At 66.3% G+C, this 16,432-nt stretch carries 20 protein-coding genes; 10 read left to right on the top strand and 10 right to left on the bottom strand.

The genetic code is table 11. From position 1 onward, the window contains the following. Nucleotides 1–17: 17 nt before the first annotated feature. From QF050_RS19465 to QF050_RS19435, 7 genes are all read right to left on the bottom strand, one after another. Nucleotides 18–761 carry a sulfite exporter TauE/SafE family protein gene (locus QF050_RS19465; RefSeq protein WP_308931908.1) on the bottom strand — a complete coding sequence of 248 codons (744 nt, stop codon included), beginning with the start codon at nucleotides 759–761 and terminating at the stop codon, nucleotides 18–20. Then, nucleotides 762–2,201 carry an NAD-dependent succinate-semialdehyde dehydrogenase gene (locus QF050_RS19460; RefSeq protein WP_308931907.1) on the bottom strand — a complete coding sequence of 480 codons (1,440 nt, stop codon included), beginning with the start codon at nucleotides 2,199–2,201 and terminating at the stop codon, nucleotides 762–764. A 59-nt stretch (nucleotides 2,202–2,260) separates the two neighbouring features. Beyond that, nucleotides 2,261–3,076 (bottom strand): carbohydrate ABC transporter permease, encoded by an 816-nt coding sequence (locus tag QF050_RS19455; protein WP_308931906.1) that lies wholly within the window; start codon nucleotides 3,074–3,076, stop codon nucleotides 2,261–2,263. A gap of 4 nt (nucleotides 3,077–3,080) precedes the next feature. Continuing rightward, nucleotides 3,081–4,037, bottom strand: coding sequence for a sugar ABC transporter permease (locus QF050_RS19450; RefSeq protein ID WP_308931905.1), 957 nt, complete (start codon nucleotides 4,035–4,037; stop codon nucleotides 3,081–3,083). Beyond that, nucleotides 4,034–5,323: an extracellular solute-binding protein gene (locus QF050_RS19445; RefSeq protein WP_308931904.1), complete on the bottom strand. Its 1,290-nt coding sequence runs from the start codon at nucleotides 5,321–5,323 to the stop codon at nucleotides 4,034–4,036. The genes QF050_RS19450 and QF050_RS19445 overlap by 4 nt, the downstream gene beginning before the upstream one ends. A 90-nt stretch (nucleotides 5,324–5,413) precedes the next feature. After that, the gene (locus tag QF050_RS19440) at nucleotides 5,414–6,298 is read right to left on the bottom strand and encodes an aldolase (protein ID WP_308931903.1); all 885 of its coding nucleotides are present in this window, start codon (nucleotides 6,296–6,298) and stop codon (nucleotides 5,414–5,416) included. 21 nt (nucleotides 6,299–6,319) lie between these two features. Next, the gene (locus QF050_RS19435) at nucleotides 6,320–7,216 is read right to left on the bottom strand and encodes a PfkB family carbohydrate kinase (RefSeq protein WP_308931902.1); all 897 of its coding nucleotides are present in this window, start codon (nucleotides 7,214–7,216) and stop codon (nucleotides 6,320–6,322) included. Nucleotides 7,217–7,354: 138 nt separating this feature from the next. Here QF050_RS19435 and QF050_RS19430 point away from each other — a divergent pair, with 138 nt between their 5' ends. From QF050_RS19430 to QF050_RS19395, 8 genes are all read left to right on the top strand, one after another. Next, the gene (locus tag QF050_RS19430; protein ID WP_308931901.1) at nucleotides 7,355–8,497 is read left to right on the top strand and encodes a Gfo/Idh/MocA family oxidoreductase; all 1,143 of its coding nucleotides are present in this window, start codon (nucleotides 7,355–7,357) and stop codon (nucleotides 8,495–8,497) included. 70 nt (nucleotides 8,498–8,567) lie between these two features. After that, nucleotides 8,568–9,350, top strand: coding sequence for a DeoR/GlpR family DNA-binding transcription regulator (locus tag QF050_RS19425; RefSeq protein ID WP_308931900.1), 783 nt, complete (start codon nucleotides 8,568–8,570; stop codon nucleotides 9,348–9,350). Further along, complete coding sequence (locus QF050_RS19420; protein WP_308931899.1) at nucleotides 9,347–10,264, top strand: 2-hydroxyacid dehydrogenase; 918 nt, start codon at nucleotides 9,347–9,349, stop codon at nucleotides 10,262–10,264. Before QF050_RS19425 ends, QF050_RS19420 begins: the two co-directional genes overlap by 4 nt. A gap of 31 nt (nucleotides 10,265–10,295) precedes the next feature. Next, the gene (locus tag QF050_RS19415) at nucleotides 10,296–10,763 is read left to right on the top strand and encodes an SRPBCC family protein (RefSeq protein WP_308931898.1); all 468 of its coding nucleotides are present in this window, start codon (nucleotides 10,296–10,298) and stop codon (nucleotides 10,761–10,763) included. Between the two features lie 6 nt (nucleotides 10,764–10,769). After that, complete coding sequence (locus tag QF050_RS19410) at nucleotides 10,770–11,114, top strand: DUF1801 domain-containing protein (RefSeq protein WP_308931897.1); 345 nt, start codon at nucleotides 10,770–10,772, stop codon at nucleotides 11,112–11,114. Between the two features lie 73 nt (nucleotides 11,115–11,187). After that, nucleotides 11,188–11,511, top strand: a complete 324-nt coding sequence (locus tag QF050_RS19405; RefSeq protein WP_308931896.1) for a hypothetical protein — start codon at nucleotides 11,188–11,190, stop codon at nucleotides 11,509–11,511. Nucleotides 11,512–11,752: 241 nt separating this feature from the next. Further along, the gene (locus QF050_RS19400) at nucleotides 11,753–12,139 is read left to right on the top strand and encodes a VOC family protein (protein WP_308931895.1); all 387 of its coding nucleotides are present in this window, start codon (nucleotides 11,753–11,755) and stop codon (nucleotides 12,137–12,139) included. 143 nt (nucleotides 12,140–12,282) lie between these two features. Further along, nucleotides 12,283–12,624 (top strand): cupin domain-containing protein, encoded by a 342-nt coding sequence (locus QF050_RS19395; RefSeq protein ID WP_374121552.1) that lies wholly within the window; start codon nucleotides 12,283–12,285, stop codon nucleotides 12,622–12,624. Between the two features lie 48 nt (nucleotides 12,625–12,672). Here QF050_RS19395 and QF050_RS19390 read toward each other — a convergent pair whose 3' ends face one another. Continuing rightward, nucleotides 12,673–13,929 (bottom strand): MFS transporter, encoded by a 1,257-nt coding sequence (locus QF050_RS19390; protein WP_308931893.1) that lies wholly within the window; start codon nucleotides 13,927–13,929, stop codon nucleotides 12,673–12,675. After that, nucleotides 13,926–14,387 carry a MarR family transcriptional regulator gene (locus QF050_RS19385; RefSeq protein ID WP_308931892.1) on the bottom strand — a complete coding sequence of 154 codons (462 nt, stop codon included), beginning with the start codon at nucleotides 14,385–14,387 and terminating at the stop codon, nucleotides 13,926–13,928. The genes QF050_RS19390 and QF050_RS19385 overlap by 4 nt, the downstream gene beginning before the upstream one ends. A gap of 134 nt (nucleotides 14,388–14,521) precedes the next feature. Here QF050_RS19385 and QF050_RS19380 point away from each other — a divergent pair, with 134 nt between their 5' ends. Further along, the gene (locus QF050_RS19380) at nucleotides 14,522–15,028 is read left to right on the top strand and encodes a DUF3592 domain-containing protein (RefSeq protein WP_308931891.1); all 507 of its coding nucleotides are present in this window, start codon (nucleotides 14,522–14,524) and stop codon (nucleotides 15,026–15,028) included. A 52-nt stretch (nucleotides 15,029–15,080) separates the two neighbouring features. Beyond that, nucleotides 15,081–15,659 carry a heme-binding protein gene (locus QF050_RS19375; protein WP_308931890.1) on the top strand — a complete coding sequence of 193 codons (579 nt, stop codon included), beginning with the start codon at nucleotides 15,081–15,083 and terminating at the stop codon, nucleotides 15,657–15,659. Between the two features lie 41 nt (nucleotides 15,660–15,700). Here QF050_RS19375 and QF050_RS19370 read toward each other — a convergent pair whose 3' ends face one another. Then, nucleotides 15,701–16,396: an alpha/beta hydrolase gene (locus tag QF050_RS19370; protein WP_308931889.1), complete on the bottom strand. Its 696-nt coding sequence runs from the start codon at nucleotides 16,394–16,396 to the stop codon at nucleotides 15,701–15,703. Between the last annotated feature and the right edge of the window lie 36 nt (nucleotides 16,397–16,432).

Here is a 16,432-nt window from a genome sequence, read left to right as displayed (position 1 = left end):
CAGGTGAAAATGTCGGGTCAGGCGACGGCATCGGATATGCCGCGGATGATGGTGGCGGCCGCCCCCAGGTAGGCCAGGACGATCAGGAGAAGCTGCGCGGCCCGGGCGGGGACGTGCTTGGAGGCGACGTCGCCGAGCACCAGGCCGGCCAGGCAGGCGACGGCGACGGCAACCCACATGCCTACGGGCAGTACGGGGAAGGTCGCCGGTGCCGTGATGGCCTTCGAGACCAGCGAGAACGTGCCGATGGTGAAGAAGTAGGGCTGCATGGTGGCCGCGAAGGACTTGTGCTGCCACCTTGTGGCGATGGAGTACATGCTGACTGCCGGTCCGCCCACGCCGGCGGCCGTGTTCATGAACCCGCTGAGGCCGCCGGCGGTCAACAGGTAGCGGCGCCGCTGCGGCAGGGTGGCGGACTTCAAGACCAGGAGGACGGTCAGCCCGATGGCCAGGATCACCCCGATAGAGATCTCCAGGACAGGTGCCGGAATGAGCCGGATCAGGATGGCTGCCGGAATGATGCCCAGCAGCGCCGAGGCCGCCAGGGCTGCGTAGCGCTTCCAATCGATGTCCTTCAGTACCCGGAAGATGATAGCCCCCGCCGTCACGGCCCCGCACACGTTCACCAGCACTACTCCTTCCACCGGGCCCAGGAGCAGGACCAGGAAGGGTGCGGCCACCAGGGCGAAGCCCATCCCGGTGATCCGCTGCATCCCGGCGCCCATGACGACGGCTCCCAGTACCAGCCCGGTGGTCAGCATTTACGGCCTCCAGGCCACGTACTGGACCTCCTCGAATTCCTCGAGGCCCAAGCTTGATCCTTCCCGGCCCAAGCCTGACTGCTTGGCGCCGCCCATGGGGGCGAAGGCAACGGAAGGAAGGGGGTCGTTCACGCCCACGATGCCGGCCTCAAGCTGCTCCGGGATCTCCCAGCCGCGCTTCGGGCTGCTGCTCCACACGTAGGCGGCCAGGCCCATCTCCGTGGCGTTGGCCTTTCGGATCGCCTCTTCCTCCGAGGAGAAGGTGACGACGCCGGCCGCCGGGCCGAACACCTCCTCGGTCACCAGCAGTGCGTCGTCCGGGACGTCCGCGAGCAGCGTGGGTGCCAGAAAGGCACCGTGGTCCGGTACGGAAGTCCGTTGGGTGACACGGCGGGCGCCGCGCTCCAGGGCGTCGTCCACCAGCGCCTGCACCGCGGACACCCTGTCGGTGTCGATGACAGGACCGAGGTCAGGGACCTGTGCGCCGCCGTCGGGAACGCCGTGGCCGATGGTCATCGCGTCAAAGCGGGCGCCCAGCTTCTGCGCGAACTCCTCGGCGACGCTGTCCTGGACCAGGAACCGGTTGGCGGCCACGCAGGACTGGCCGGTGTTCCGGAGCCGGCCCAGGATGGCACCTTCGACGGCGGCGTCAAGGTCCGCGTCCTCGAAGACGATGAAGGGTGCGTTGCCGCCCAGTTCCAGCAGGGGCCGGACCACCCGTTCCGATGCCGAGGCCATGATTTGGCGGCCCACGCCCGTGGAGCCGGTGAAGCTGACAGCCCTGACCGCCCGGTGGGACATCAAGGCCGTGGTGATTTCGCGGGAGGGGCCGTGGACCAGGTTCACCACACCGGCGGGAAAACCGGCGTCATGCAGGACCTCAAACAGTCCGGTGGCAGCCAGCGGGGCCTTCTCGGACACCCTGCCCACCACCGTGCAGCCAGCGGCCAGCATCGCCGCGAGCTTCCGGGCCTGGATGGAGACCGGGAAGTTCCACGGCGTCAGGCTGAGGGCCACGCCGATGGGTTTGCGCAGGCTCAAGTGGCGGCGGCCCTGCAGCTCAGGCGGGCTGACGGTGCCGGTGGAGCGGCGCACTTCCTCGGCAAACCAACGGAAGTATTCCACCGAGAAGTCCACCTCGCCCTGCGCTTCGGGAAGCCGTTTGCCGGCTTCGAGCGCCAGGGTGTGCGCGAGTTCGTCGCGTCGTTCTGCCAGGAGTTCGGCCGCGTTGCGGAGCAGGTCTGCGCGGTGGCGGGCGGTGGTGCGGGACCAGCCGTCGAAGGCTTCGGCGGCGGCGTCCGCGGCCTTGGTGGCGTCCCCGGCGGATCCCCAGGCCACCTCGCCCACGGTGCTGCCGTTGCCCGGATCAGTCACGTCCCTGGCGGTTCCGGCGGTGTGCCAGGAGCCGTTGACAAGGTGCCTGGCTGATTTGAGGTTCATGGATATTGCCTTTCGTTGGGCTGGGATGGCACCGCCGGTGCCGCCCGTCGTCGTCGTACTCATCCCTTGCTTGCGCCTGCCGTGATGCCGGCCACGAAGTAGCGCTGCAGGAAGACGTAGGCCACCACCACGGGCAGGGACGCCAGGATGACGCCGGCGAACAAGAGCGGGTAGTTGGTCTGGAATTCGCCCTGGAAGCTCAGCAGTGCCAGCGGCAGGGTGCGGTTTCCGGGGGTCTGGATGAACAGCAGCGGGTAGAGGAGTTCGTTCCAGTGGATGACGAACAGGAAGATGGCTGCCGCCGCGATGGAGGGTGCTGACAGCGGCAGGGCAATGGACGAATAGGTCTTCCAGGGGCCGCTGCCGTCGATGGAGCTGGCTTCGTAGAGTTCCTTGGGCAGGGTCCGCATGAACCCGCCCAGGATGAACACCGCGATGGGCAGCGTGGAGACCACGTTGGCCACGACCAGGCCGGCCAGGCTGTCCAGGAGGCCAAGCCGGCCGAAGAGCACATAGAGCGGCACCATGTTGGCCTGCGCCGGGATGGCCATGCCCAGGACCAGGAACCCGAAGATGGCCCAGGACATAAACCCTTTCAGCCGGGATACGGCGTAGCCGGCCAGGCTGGCCAGGAACAAGGTGAGCGGCACCGAGATGCCCGTGACGATCGCGCTGTTCATGAAGGATGAGCCCAGGTTCTGGCCGCCCACCACTTCCGCGAAGTTGTCGGGGGAGAGGGAATGGGGCAGGCTGAACGGCCCGGCGAACAGTTCCTGCGTGGATTTGAAACTGCCGAACGCCACCACGGTCAGCGGAACGATGATGATGACCGCGTAGATGGCCAGGATGGCGCGGCGGCTTAGTGAGGCGAGCATGCTGCTATTCCCCCTTCGGGGTCAGCCGGAGCAGTCGGCGCTGCAGCCATGTGACCAGGGCGATCATCGCCATGAAGATGATCGACTGGGCGGCGGCGTAGCCGAACTCCGAGTTGGCAAAGGTGCTGTAGATCCGGGTGGAAAGGATGTCCAGGGCGGACTTGGGCGGGTTGCCCGCGATACCGAGGATCAGGTCGAACGCCTTGAACGATTGGACTGTGGTGTAGGCCACCACGATGGACGTTGCCGGCGCCACGAATGGCCAGGTGATGGACTTGAACCGCTGCCATTTGTTGGCGCCGTCCATTTCGGCCGCTTCGTAGAGTTCCTTGGGGATGGCTTGCAGCCCTGCGATATAGACCACCATCATCTGGCCGGAATGGAACCACACCTGGGTGACGGCCACCCAGTAGAGGGCCTGGACGTCATTGCCGAGGTAGGCGCCCCCGTCCACCCCCACGGTTTTGAGGACCGAGTTGGCCAGGCCGAAGTTGGGGTCGTAGATGAACTTCCAAATGAAGGCCACGGACACCGAGGACAGGATGGTGGGGAAGAAGAACAGTGCACGGAGCAGGATGCTGCCGCGTGAGTTCCTGGTGAGGAGCAGTGCCAGGACCAGCGAGAACGCCGTCTGGGCGACCACCACCAGCAGCACGAACTTCAGGTTGTTGGTCAGGGCGTTGGTGAACAGGGAGTCCTTGGTGAACGCGCGGATGAAGTTGTCCAGGCCCACGTAGTTGAATGCCGCCGAGAAGCCGTTCCAGTCCGTGACGGCGTACTGGAAGGCCTGCAGCGTGGGCATCACCAGGAAAAAGGCGACGACGGCGACGGCGGGCAGGGGGAAGAGGTACAGCGCCGGATTCACCCGGGTTGGGGAACGGCGGCGCACCTTTGCGGCGTCGGAGGAAGATTGGCTATCCGGCGCCTTGCGCTTGGCAGCGGTTCCCGGATGGATGCTCATAGCCGTTCATCAACAATCTTCTGGGCGGCAGCGGCTGCCTGCTCCGGGCTGGTGCCGGAGATGACGGCCGTGGCGCTGGCCTCCACCGCATTGCGGACGTCGAGGTTCTGGAACTGGAAGCGGGCTGCGAGCGCCGTCTTCTTCTGCAGCCAAGGGCTCAGCCGCTTCAGGTCCGGGTTGGTGTACTCCACCTTGTCCACTGACACGTGCTGGGCGGTCTGGTTGGCGTAGTAGCCGGCGTTCTCCGGCTCGGAAAGGAAGTCGATCCAGGCCGCCGCAGTGGCCTGGTTCTTGCTGGCCGAGTTGACGCCAAGGATGAAGGTGGCGTTGTAGGCGCCTTCATACTTGCCGTTGCCGTCGGAGGTGGTGTTGGGGAACACCAGGTCCATGGGGAACTTTGCGCCCAGCGCGCGGACGGCGGCGATGTGGTAGGAACCTGTGGCCAGCATGGCAGCCTTGCCCTGGGAGAACAGGTTCTGTGCCGGTTCCACCGCGGTGCCGGTGGCGTTGGGCTGAACGTACGGCTTCAGGTCCTTGTACTGGTTGAGCATCTTGATGAACCAGTCGTCGGTGCACTTGAGCTTGCCTTGTTCGATCTGGGCACACATGTCGTCCACAGGGGCGTTGTTGGCAATCATGCAGTTGAACAGCTGGCCGCCGTTTCCGACATCGCCGCCCGGCCAGGAGATGGGGATGACACCGGCAGATGCCAGCTTCTCGCACATGCCCAGGAACGCATCCCAGTTCTTGGGGGCGATCTCCGCCCCGGCCTTGTCAAAGACGTCAACGTTGGCCATGGGCATGGGGAACACCACCTGATAGGGAAGTCCCAGTTGGTTGTTTCCATTTTGGCCGGCGGTCAGCAGTCCCTTCTGGTAATTGCCAACGGCCTTGCTGTCCTTGAGGTCGGTGTAGATTCCGGCTTCGGTGAAGTTCTTGAACTGCGCGCCGCGGAAGGTGGCAAATGCATCCCCGATGGCGGCGCCGCGGACCTTCTGAAGGCCCTGGGCGTTGTAGTCGTTGGAGGTGGAAATGTCCTGGGCAACCTCAACGCCGCCATGCTGTGCGGCGAAGCGCTTGATGAGTTCGTCGAACACGGCCTTGTCCTCGCCGCGCCAGTGGGCGAAAGATATCCTGCCGGTAACGGCGCCGGTGGAGGGCGCCGCCGGTCCGGAAGCACCGCCAGGCTTGGTGGAACCGCCTGGTCCGGCGCACGCTGCCGCAGCGGCGCCGAAGCCCAGGGCTCCCAGAATGGCGACTGCCTGCCTGCGTGAAATCTGACTCACAATAATCTCCTCGTTGAGTGTTTGGTGTGCCTTGTTTGCTTACTGCCGATGGGGTGCCACGGTCAGGACGTTTGTGTGCGCCACGAGTGGCTATGCGTGGGCCCTCTGCGCGGAGACGACGTCGTCAACTACGGCGCAGAGGCGCTGCAGCCGGCGGACGGCATCGGTGGACAGGGATTCGACGACGTCGGGGGCGCCGATGCAGGATGCCCAGACGGCCCGTCCGGAGAGGAAGCCGCTGGCGCCTTCCAGGCAGGCCCAGCGGACCGCATCGGGAAAGACATCCTCGGGAACACCCGAGGAGAGGACCACCCAGGGACCGTCAATGACCTTGGTCAGCTCGGCGCAGGCTGCCCGGACATCTTCCTCGGAGGCTTGGCCCTTGAAGGGGACCTCAGCCTTGTACAGGTCAGCGCCCAGGCTTCCGAGTTCCTTGGCTGCGGCCAGGATGCCGGCATTCCAGTCAAAGTCGCCGCCGGCAAGGGGTTTGCGGGAGACAGGCTCGATGATGCTGATCAGTCCGGCGGACCGGCAGCTTTCCACGAACTCACGGACCATGGCCACGCGGCCCTCGGCGGGCTCGTCCGGGCGGTAGAGGACCAGCAGCTTGAGGGCCTTCACGCCCAGGGCCGCGTACTTCTTTGGATCCACCAGGCGGTCGATGGTTACCTCGCCCACCAGTTCGCCGTGGGCCGACTCGAAATGGTCGGCGGAGGCGATGAGCCCGCAGGTGGGGTCCACGACGCCGGCCTCGATGGCCTGGTCCAGCGCGAACTGCCGGTCGATCAGGATGCCGGACGCGTTAGGGGTCAGGATCCGGGCGGCTGCGAGCTTGAAGTCGCGGAGATCCTGGTCCGTGACGGGCTTGTCGGTGTGCTCGGCGAACATGTTGCGCATGGCTTCACGCTGGTCAACGGCAAGCATGGCGAAGGCTCCCGACGGGCGTTGAAGCGGGGAAAGGTCGGTACGGCTCATGGGGTGGCTTCTTTCGGTTGGTCAGTTGGGGGCTGGGACGGGGTTGACGGTTTGGTGCGGGATTGCGGAGCGGCCGTCCAGCCCGGCGCAGGACGCGGTGGCGGTGCGGCCGGCGAATGCGGCGGCTTCCACCAGCGGCAGGCCGGCGGCGACGGCGGCGAGGAGCGCGCCGTGGTAGACGTCGCCCGCGCCGAGGGTGGAAACGATGTCTGCCGGCGTGGCCGGCACGTGGACGGGGTCCCCGCCGCGTTCCAGGACCCAGGCGCCGTCTGAGCCGGCGGTGGCGACGACGGCGGAGGCGCCGTCGTCGAGCGCTTTGCCCAGGAGGGCCTCGGGGGAGTGGCCGGCGCCGTACTCTGCCTGGAGCCTTTCTATGGTGGGCACGTAGAGTGCGACGGCGGCCGGGCTGAAGGACGGGATGGGATTGCCGGCGTCCACGCTGATGTTCCGCGGTGCGGAGCGGGCACCAGAGACTGCATTCCACCCCAGGTGGTCCGCATGGACCCATGCGGCGGATGCCAGCAGGTCAAAGAAACGGCTGCCCGCAGGGAAGTTGATCGGCGGCACAGGCCGGGTGACGATCGCCCGGCCTTCGGTGGCCTTGCTGACGATGATCACGCTGGCACCGGTCTTCACTCCGGGATCGCGGATCACAGCGGAGGTGTCCACGCCTTCGGCTTCAAGCCCGGCAATGATGCGGTCGCCTTCTTCGTCGGTGCCCAGGACGCCGGCGAAAGCGGTGTCCGCACCTGCCCGTGCCGCTGCGACGGCCGCTGTGGCCGCGGGGCCGCCGCCCGCCGTCGCAAAATCCGTGGCGACGGTCCGGCTGTCCGCGGCGGGGTAGTCCTGCACCAGGGCAATGGAGTCAAGAGTGGCACAGCCTACGAAGAGCAGGGTTCCAGTTGACGGTTGGGGCACGTTCCACCTCGTTGTAGTTCCGGCTGGTATTGAAGAAATATACACACGCTATGTTGGAAAAACAACACTTTCTGTATAGTTGTGTTTGGGATACAACGCCGCGATCCCCCCACTCAACGTAGAGAAACGGAGCAGCTCATGTCATTGCCTACTGCGGAATCGGTCCGGACCATCCGGTACGGACTCATCGGTGCAGGCCACATGGCCCGCGAACATGTCAGGAACCTTGCACTGATCCCCGGGAGCCGGATCACCGCAGTGTCCGATCCCACGCCGTCATCCCTCGAGGAGACTGCCAGTGAGATCGGCTATGACGTGCAGCTCTTCGCGTCCCACCAGGAACTGCTGGCCTCGGGGCTGGTGGACGCGCTGGTGATCGCCAGCCCCAACGACACCCACCTGGGCATCCTGAAGGACATCTTCGCCAGCGGTACCAACCTTCCCGTCCTGGTGGAAAAGCCGGTGTGCACCAGCGCTGAGCAGGCGGACGAACTCGAAGTGCTCGCCGCGGGCTACCCGGCACCGGTGTGGGTTGCCATGGAGTACCGGTACATGCCGCCGGTCCAGGAGGTCATCCAGGCGGCGCACAGCGGAAAGCTCGGCAACATCTATATGCTCTCCATCGTGGAGCACCGCTTCCCGTTCCTGCACAAGGTGGACGCCTGGAACCGTTTCGCCGAGCGCACCGGCGGCACCCTGGTGGAGAAGTGCTGCCACTTCTTCGACCTGATGCGCCTGATCCTGCAGGACGAGCCCGTCCGGGTCTACGCCAGCGGCGGCCACGACGTAAACCACATGGACGAGGTATACGACGGCCGGGTTTCGGACATGGTGGACAACGCCTACGTGATTGTCGACTTCAAGGGCGGACGCCGGGCCATGCTGGAGCTGTCCATGTTCGCGGAAGGGTCCAAGTTCCAGGAACGGATCTCCATAGTGGGCGACGCCGCCAAGATCGAAACCCTGATCCCGGTGGCCGCCAACCACTGGATCCCCGGCGACGAGGCCGAAGCGACGGTGGAATTCAGTCCGCGGTCCCCGCTCGGGCCGGAAAAGCATGAAGTGCCCGTGGATGAGGCCGTCCTCGCGGCCGGCGCCCATCACGGTTCCACCTACTACGAGCACCTTGGATACCGGAAGGCCATCCTGGGCGAAGGCCCCGTGGAGGTCACTGTTGCTGACGGCCTGCAGTCCGTGCGGATGGGCCTGGCGGCGGAACGCTCTATTACGGAAGGACGCCCCGTGGAGCTTGCGAATACTGTTTCCGGGGTACGTTCGTAAGAAGATTGGTGTTGGAAGTCCAACACGCCGCCAGGCTCTGCCCGGCGCATTGGGGAGGGAAGAGCAGCTTATGAGCACCGCACATGAAGAGGCGCCGCTGACGCCCCGACAGCTCACCATCCTTGATGAGCTGGGCCGGAAGGGCTTCATTTCCACCAACGACCTCGCGGGGACGTTTGCGGTCTCCGACATGACCGTGCGGCGGGACACCCGGGTGCTGGCCAAGCGCGGCCTGGTACGGGTGGTCCATGGCGGGGTCAGTGCCGTGGACGGGCACGGCCAGAACGCGAATTTCGCCGCCCGGGTCCGGGAGGACGCCGACGCCAAGCTGCGGGTGGCGCGTGCCTGCGTAGCGCTGATCGGCGAGCGGGACGCCATCATCCTGGATGCCGGCACCACCACCTACCAGATCGCCCAGGAGCTGCCCACGTCCTTCACGGGCACCATCATCACGCACTCCGCACCCGCCATCCAGCGCTGCCTGCAGCTCACGGCGGCGCGCACCATCTGCCTTGGCGGGGAGCTGTTGCTGGACAGCCAGGCGTTCAACGGTCCCATGACGGTCAGTGCGGCGGCCGGCCTGCGTGCCAAGACGGCGTTCATCGGGGTGAGCGGTATCCACGACGAGGCCTTCTACATCGAGCGGGACGTGGAGCGCGCTACTAAGATCGCCCTTATGAATTCGGCGGAACAGGTGGTGGTGGTGGCAACGCACCAGAAGATGCTCAGGTATGCGCTGGCGCGGCTGGCAGCATTTGATGCGGTGGACATCCTGGTGACGGATGCCCCGCCGCCGCAGGAAATCGAGGATGCCTTGGGCGCCGCCAACGTCAAGCTGATGGTCGCCGCATGAGTGCCCGCCTGCGCGTATGCCTGCCCGCCGAAAACCTGCTGGACGCACTCGCGCCCGTTGAAGGCGTCGACTTTGTGCTCTGGGACCTGACCGGCCCTGCCCCGGAGGGCCGGCTGGATCTCCTGGTGCCGCCCTACATGGGCAAACCGTCCGCGCTCGCCGCGCTGGAGGGCGTGGACGTTGGCCTGGTGCAGAGCCAGTCCATCGGGTACGACGGCGTGGCCGCGGTTTTGCCTGAAGGTGTCCCCTTCGCCAACGCGGCCGGAGTCCATGAGACGTCGACGGCGGAGCTTGCCGTGGGCATGATGGTCGCCTCCCAGCGCGGCATCCCGGACTTCGCCCGGAACCAGGACAACGGCACGTGGGACAACAGCCAGCGCCCCAGCCTGGCGGACAGGCGCGTCCTGCTGGTCGGCTATGGGGGAGTAGGCAAGGCCATCGAGGCCCGGCTCCTCCCGTTCGAAACCGAGGTCACCCGGATGGCCAGCCGTGCGCGGGAGGACGATCGTGGAACCATCCACGGGATCGACTCGCTCTACGAACAGCTGCCGCTGCACGAGATCGTGGTGGTCAGTGTTCCCCTCAGCGGGCAGACCGAGCAGCTGGTGGACGCCAAGTTCCTGGCCGCCATGCCGGACGGCGCCCTGCTGGTGAATGTGGCCCGTGGCCCCGTGGCCAATACGGACGCGCTGCTGGCCGAGACCGCAACCGGCCGGCTCCGTGCCGCCCTGGACGTGACCGATCCGGAACCGCTGCCCGCCGGCCACCCGCTGTGGAGCACCCCGGGCGTGCTCATCACGCCCCATGTGGGCGGCGCCAGCTCGGCCATGTTCCCCCGCATGGTGCGCCTGATCAGGAAGCAGATCGGGCTGCTGCTTGAGGGCCGCGAACCGGTGAACGTGGTCCTCCCTTAACCCCGGTGCCCTGCGGCCCTATGCTTGGCCCATGTCTACATTCGAAGTCCGCCGCAGCGCCATCATCCCTGCCGCCCCCGAAGAGATCTTTCCGCTGGTGAACAACTTCCACGAATGGACCGCGTGGTCCCCCTGGGAGGCGGTCGATCCGGGAATGAGCCGCCGCTACTTCGGCAGCGAATCAGGTACCGGCGCGGGCTATGAGTGGAACGGCAACCGGAAGGCCGGCAGCGGAACCATGGAGATCGTGGAGTCCGTTCCTTCGAGCCGCATCGGGATCCGGTTGCAGTTCACCAAGCCTTTCAAGGCACTGAACCCCACTACGTTCACGTTCAGTCCGGCGCCGGGCGGCACCGAGGTGACATGGCTGATGACCGGGGAGAACAAGGGCATCGGCAGGTTCTTCGCGCTGTTCATGAACATGGACAAGATGGTGGGCGGCGACTTCGAGCGCGGCCTCGCGGCACTGGCAACTACAGTCGCGGCCCGGAAGGGCTGACGCTCCTTGGGCGCCGTTGACGAAGCCCTGGCCGCGGCCGGTGAACCGGACCGCGGGTGCCTCCAGCATGTGGTGGAGATCGCCCGGTCAGTGGCCCCCGATGCGACGGAGGGCATGAGTTACGGGATGCCTGCCCTCAAACTCGACGGAAAGCCGCTCTTGGCTGCCGTCGCCGCGGCCAGGCACCTTTCGATCTTTCCGTTCTCCTCCGCCGTGGTGGAGGCAGTGGCCGGCCGCCTGGAGGGCTATTCGCTGTCCAAGGGAACCATCCGCTTCAGCGCAGCCCGGCCGGTACCGGATGACGTCATTGCGGACATTGTCCGGCTGCGGCTGGCGGAAATCCGGCGGTAAGCAGGTGGCAGGCGCGTGTTAGGCAGGACCTTTGGACCTGCCTGCCACCCGAAGCGGCGCCTATCCTGAACCCATGGCTGACACCTTCGCGTCCCTCGTTGACACCTTCAAGAACATGGGCGTGGCCCGCGCCTACGGCACTCCGGTGAACCTGGGCGGGGAGGAGATCGTGCCCGTCGCGCTGGTGTCATTCGGCTTCGGCGGCGGCATGGAATCGGAGGAAGGGGCTTCCGGTGGAGGCGGCGGCGGCTTCGTCTTGCCCTTGGGGGTGTACCGGACGGTCAATGGCAGCCCGGCGTTCCGCCCCAACACCATCGCCGTCCTGGTATGCCTCGTTCCCCTGGTGGCGGTGGCAGGCAGGGCCGCCCGCAGGGCCATCTCCGCCACCCGGAAATAGCCGCGCCGCCCCTGCCCTGCCCCCAATAAAAACCCCTATTCCATGCGGGAACGAACAGTTCCATAATGGCCTCGTAGACTTCGGGAACCCCGTGCCGATGGCTTCTGCCATCGCGGATCAGGGAGCTCCAGGTGGCCGCCCCGGCATTCGGCGGGAAGGACGGCCACGAGGCCCGGCGGCAGCCGGACCGATTCGGGGGAGAGCATCGCCATCAGGAAATGTGGCAAGGAGAGTTGTTGTCATGCTCAAAGATCTGGAAGTCATGGCTGTTTTGCCGGCGAAGGACGTTGACCGGGCACGGGAATTTTATCGGGACAAGCTTGGGCTGGAGCCCGAGCGGACCATGGGTGACGGCGGACTTGTCTACCGCTGCGGGAAGGGTACCGCGTTCCTGATTTACCAAACGGACAATGCCGGTTCAGCCAAGAACACGCAGATTGGTTGGGGAACCGATGATGTGCAGCGTGACGTGGAAGAGCTCCGCGGCCGCGGCGTTGTTTTCGAAGAATACGACATGCCCGGCCTGAAGACCGAGAACGGCATCGCTTCGATGGAAGGCGTGGGCCAGGCAGCCTGGTTCCTGGACAGTGAGGGCAACATCCTGAACATTTCCTCGCTTCCGGCTTGACCGCCGCCGCCCGCAGTTGCAGGCTCAGCAGATAAGTTGACGACGCCGGCACTCACCGCCCAAAGCACCCGTCACCCGGGTGCGCTGAAGCGGCGGGCCGGCGCCGCCGTCGTGTGTGTCCAACCGAAAGGGAAGCGATGGGCGTGGAGAAGGCGGAACAGGAGACGAGAGGCGTCACGGTGGAGTTGCTGGCAACGGTGGACCTCGCCGTTGAGATCGACGGCATGGAGGGCCGGCAACTGCGGATGCGGATGGTGACCATCGAACCCGGCGGAGTGTTCGGGCCCCTTCACGATCACGCAGGGCGGCCCGGGACGGTGTACATCCTGCAGGGGAACATCACCGACCACCGGGACGGCGTGGCCACAGAATACGGGCCGGGCGTGGGCTGGCCGGAGGACCGCAACACCAACCACTGGCTGGAGAACCGCGGAACAGTCCCGGCCGTGGAGATCTCGGTGGACATCGTCAACAAGCCGGCATAGAGCGCTCTGCTTGGGGCAACCTTGTGAAGGATGGGCCGGCCGGCCTTCTCACACCGCCGGCTCCCGCCGGCCCAAAGCCATCCGGAGCGCGCCGCGGAAGGTGATCCGGTGCCGCCTGCTCACCGCCACCACAGCCGCGATTCCGGCCAGGAGCACCACGATGCCGCCGGACGCCACGGACCAGCGGGCGCCGAACTGGCTGCCGATCCAGCCCACCAGCGGCGACCCCAGCGCGGTCCCGCCTTGCAGCACGGCCAGGTACAGCGCCAGGACACGGCCGCGGAACTGAGCCTCCACGGAGAGCTGGATGCTGGTGTTGCAGCTGTTCAGGAACGTGATGGAGGCCAGGCCCACCGGAATCAGGATGGCGGCGTAGGTCCAGAATGACGGCGCCAGGCTGCCCAGGATCGTAAAGAATCCCAAACCCAACGCGCCGCCCAGCAGGAAGCGCAGCCGCGGGCCGGACCGGCGCGCCGCCAGGAGGGCACCGGCCAGGGTACCCACTGCCATGATCGAGCCGAGGAGCCCGAATTCGCTGGGTCCCATGCTGAACTCGGTGGTGGCCATCAGCGAGTTGATGACCGGGAAGTTCATCCCGAACGCGCCCAGGATGCCCACCAGGACCATGATCAACATGAGGTCCGGCCTGCGGCGCACGTACCGTATGCCCTCCACCACCTGGTGTTTGTTCCGCGTCCCTGTCACCGCCGGAGCGGCCTGGGTGGTGCGGATCCGGAACAGGGAGACCAGCACCGCGGCAAAGCTGGCGGCGTTGAGCAGGAACACCGGCCCGGTACCCACCCAGGCGATGAGGACGCCGGCGATCGCGGGGCCGGTGAGCCGGGCGGTATTGAAGGATGCCGAGTTCAGGGCCACGGCGTTGGAGATGTTGTCCTGGCCCACCAGTTCGGACACGAAGGCCTGGCGGGCGGGGGCATCCACGGCGCTGGCAACACCCAGGCAGAACGCTGCCACATAGGCGTGCCACAACTGCGCGGTGCCGGTGACCACCAGCAGGCCGATCGCCAGGCCGGTGAAGCCCATGGCCAATTGCGTCCACATCAGGATGATGCGTTTGCGGTAGCGGTCCGCCAGCACTCCGCCGTAGGGGCCGAACAGAAGCATGGGCAGGAACTGCAGGCCGGTGGTGAGGCCCACGGCGGCACCGGAGTGGTCAGTCAGGACGGTCAGGACCAGCCAGTCCTGCGCCACCCGCTGCATCCAGGTGCCGATGTTGGATACGATTGCGCCGCCGGCCCAGATGCGGTAGTTGGGGTTTTCGAGGGCCCGGAACATTGCGCTCATTTGCCGCTCATTTCCTGCATGATGCGGGCCGCGCGGCTGAGCGTGAGCCGGTCGTCCTCACTGAGCCCCGCCACGCGCCGGGCCAGCCAGGCGGTCCGCTGCCGGCGTGCCTCTTCCAGGACCGTCCTGCCCGCTGCGGTGATGTCTACGCGGACCTGGCGGCCGTCGTCGGGATTGGCGGACCTGGTGACGAAGCCCTGGTCGGCGAGGGCGTTGACGATCCTGGTCATGGAAGGGGCCTGGACGTGTTCGCTCTCCGCCAGTGCGCGCAGCGTGCTGGGACCGCTGCCATTGAGCAAGGCCAGGACGGTGTACTGGCCGGGGGTGATGATGTCGCCGGTCGCCTCGACGCGGAGCCGGCGCGAAGTGCGCATCACGGCGGTGCGGAGATCGATGGCGAGGGTGTCGGGGGCGGTGGGGTCTGCGGTTGCTTGGGGTTTTGTATGGGCGGGTGACATATAGGCGGGTGCGCCTCCTGCTGGCAATATTTAGCACTGCTAATTAGTTCTGCTAACTATTATGCCGTGCATCGTTGCCCGTGGCAACGGTCCAGGGTGTGGTCTTGCTGACAAGCTCGGGCAGAATGGGAGCCGTGACTGGGCGCCGAACCGACAAAGACCGCAAACCCGCGCAGCCGTGGAAGAAAAAGCTGAACCTGGCGGTGACCGTCCTGGTCCTCTGCCTGGGGCCGATCATGATCGGTGTGGGCAGCTTCATGATCAACGCGGACGAGGAGCTCGCGCGCACCGGCGCCCGGACTACGGGGACGATCGTCCACTTTGACGATGTCACCAAGGCCTCGCAGCGAAGGATCCAGGTGGACTTTACGACGCCGGACGGTTCACCCCACAGGGCGTTCGCAGCCGTGGACCACGACCAGCACCCGGTGGTGGGAACCGACGTCCCGGTGATCTACGGCGGCAATGATCCCGGCCGGGCGATCGTGCCGGGCTATGAGAGTGACGGCGAGTGGTTCCGTGGTGCGGGCGTGGTCCTGACGGTGATCTTCGGCGCGATTGGCGTCCTGGCCGTCGTCCTGATGGGAGTTGGAGCCTTGCGCGGCTTCTTCCGGAGGCGCGGCACGCAACGCGTCGTGTGAGCCGCCGCTGGTCTGGCCGCTTCGGCCCCACGGGCGTAGGCTCTGACGCACCATGACTGAACAGCAGCCTTTTGAGGTGGTCCGCACATATCCGCACTTCGAGCTGCGCCGGTACCCGGACTACGTGGTGGCCGAGGTCAGGGTGACCGCGGACTTTGACCGCGCGGGCAACGCCGCCTTCCGTTATCTCTTCAACTACATCACCGGGAGCAATGCCGCACGGCAGAAGCTGGCCATGACCGCTCCGGTGATCCAGGAAACGGCATCCCAAAAGCTGGCGATGACGGCGCCCGTGCTGCAAAGCGGACCGCTGCCCGGAACCGGTGGCCCTGCCGAATTTGTGGTGGCCTTCGTCCTGCCGGCCGGGCTGACCGTCGAGTCGGCGCCCGTCCCCACCGACTCCAGGGTCACGGTGCGAGGAGTTCCCGGATCCCTGTCGGCCGTCCAGGGCTTCTCAGGCAGCGGCTCCGCCTCTTCTTTCGAGCGCCACAACAACGGGCTGCAGGCAGCACTCGGGCTGGCCGGCCTGGTGCCGGTTGGCCCTCCGAGGTTCGCCCGCTTCGACCCGCCCTTCAAGCCCTGGTTCCTGCGCCGCAACGAAGTGGTGCAGGACGTCCGGCAGCCACAATAGCGAGCGGCCCGGGGATCGGACCCTGCGTCTGGCAGTGTTTCTCACGGGGCGGACTCAAGCCAGGCGTTGATGGCGGCACGGGCGGCGTCGGGCTGTTCGTGGAAGAGGAGGTGGCCGGCGCCGTCCACCACGGTGAAACGGGCCGTGGGCATGGCCGCTGCCATTTCTTCGGCGGCGGTGAGGGGGATCAGGCGGTCCTGGGCTCCGTGGATGACAGCGGTCGGGCAAACGACAGAGGGCAGGATCGAGCGGAGATCGGCCCGCTGCACCACTGCCTGCTGCTGGCGAAGGAAGGCGTCCGCGCCGACAGGGGTGGTCATGGCACGCCAGGTGGCAAGGAGTGCATCGTTGAGTTCGTTGCCTGATGCCACCACGCCAGGGAATGCGGCGTCGATCAGGGCGTTGAACTGCCCTTCTTCCACGAGTGCGGACTGGCGGGCCCGCACTTGGATCTGCTCCGTGGTATCGGCCCGGGCGGAAGTGCTGACGAGTGCCAGTGCGGTGACCCGGCCTGGTGCCTGCCTGATGACTTCGAGGGCGACGTACCCGCCCATGCTTGTTCCGAGGACCGCGATATCGCCGGCATTCTCGCGGAGGATCCTCTGGGCCATGGCCGCGATGGTGTCGTCGCGGCGTGTGTCAGCCACCGTGACTTGCCCGCGCGTCCAGACAGCATCCAGCACCGGGGCATAGGCGAGCGGCGAGCAGAGCAGGGGCGGTATCAGCACTGTCTTCATGGTCCCAGTCTGGCTGTGTCCACTGACATTGGCTAA

The sequence above is a fragment of the Arthrobacter sp. SLBN-112 genome (genome assembly GCF_030944625.1).
Classification (GTDB): domain Bacteria; phylum Actinomycetota; class Actinomycetes; order Actinomycetales; family Micrococcaceae; genus Arthrobacter.
This window is presented reverse-complemented; position numbering and strand designations above follow the sequence as displayed.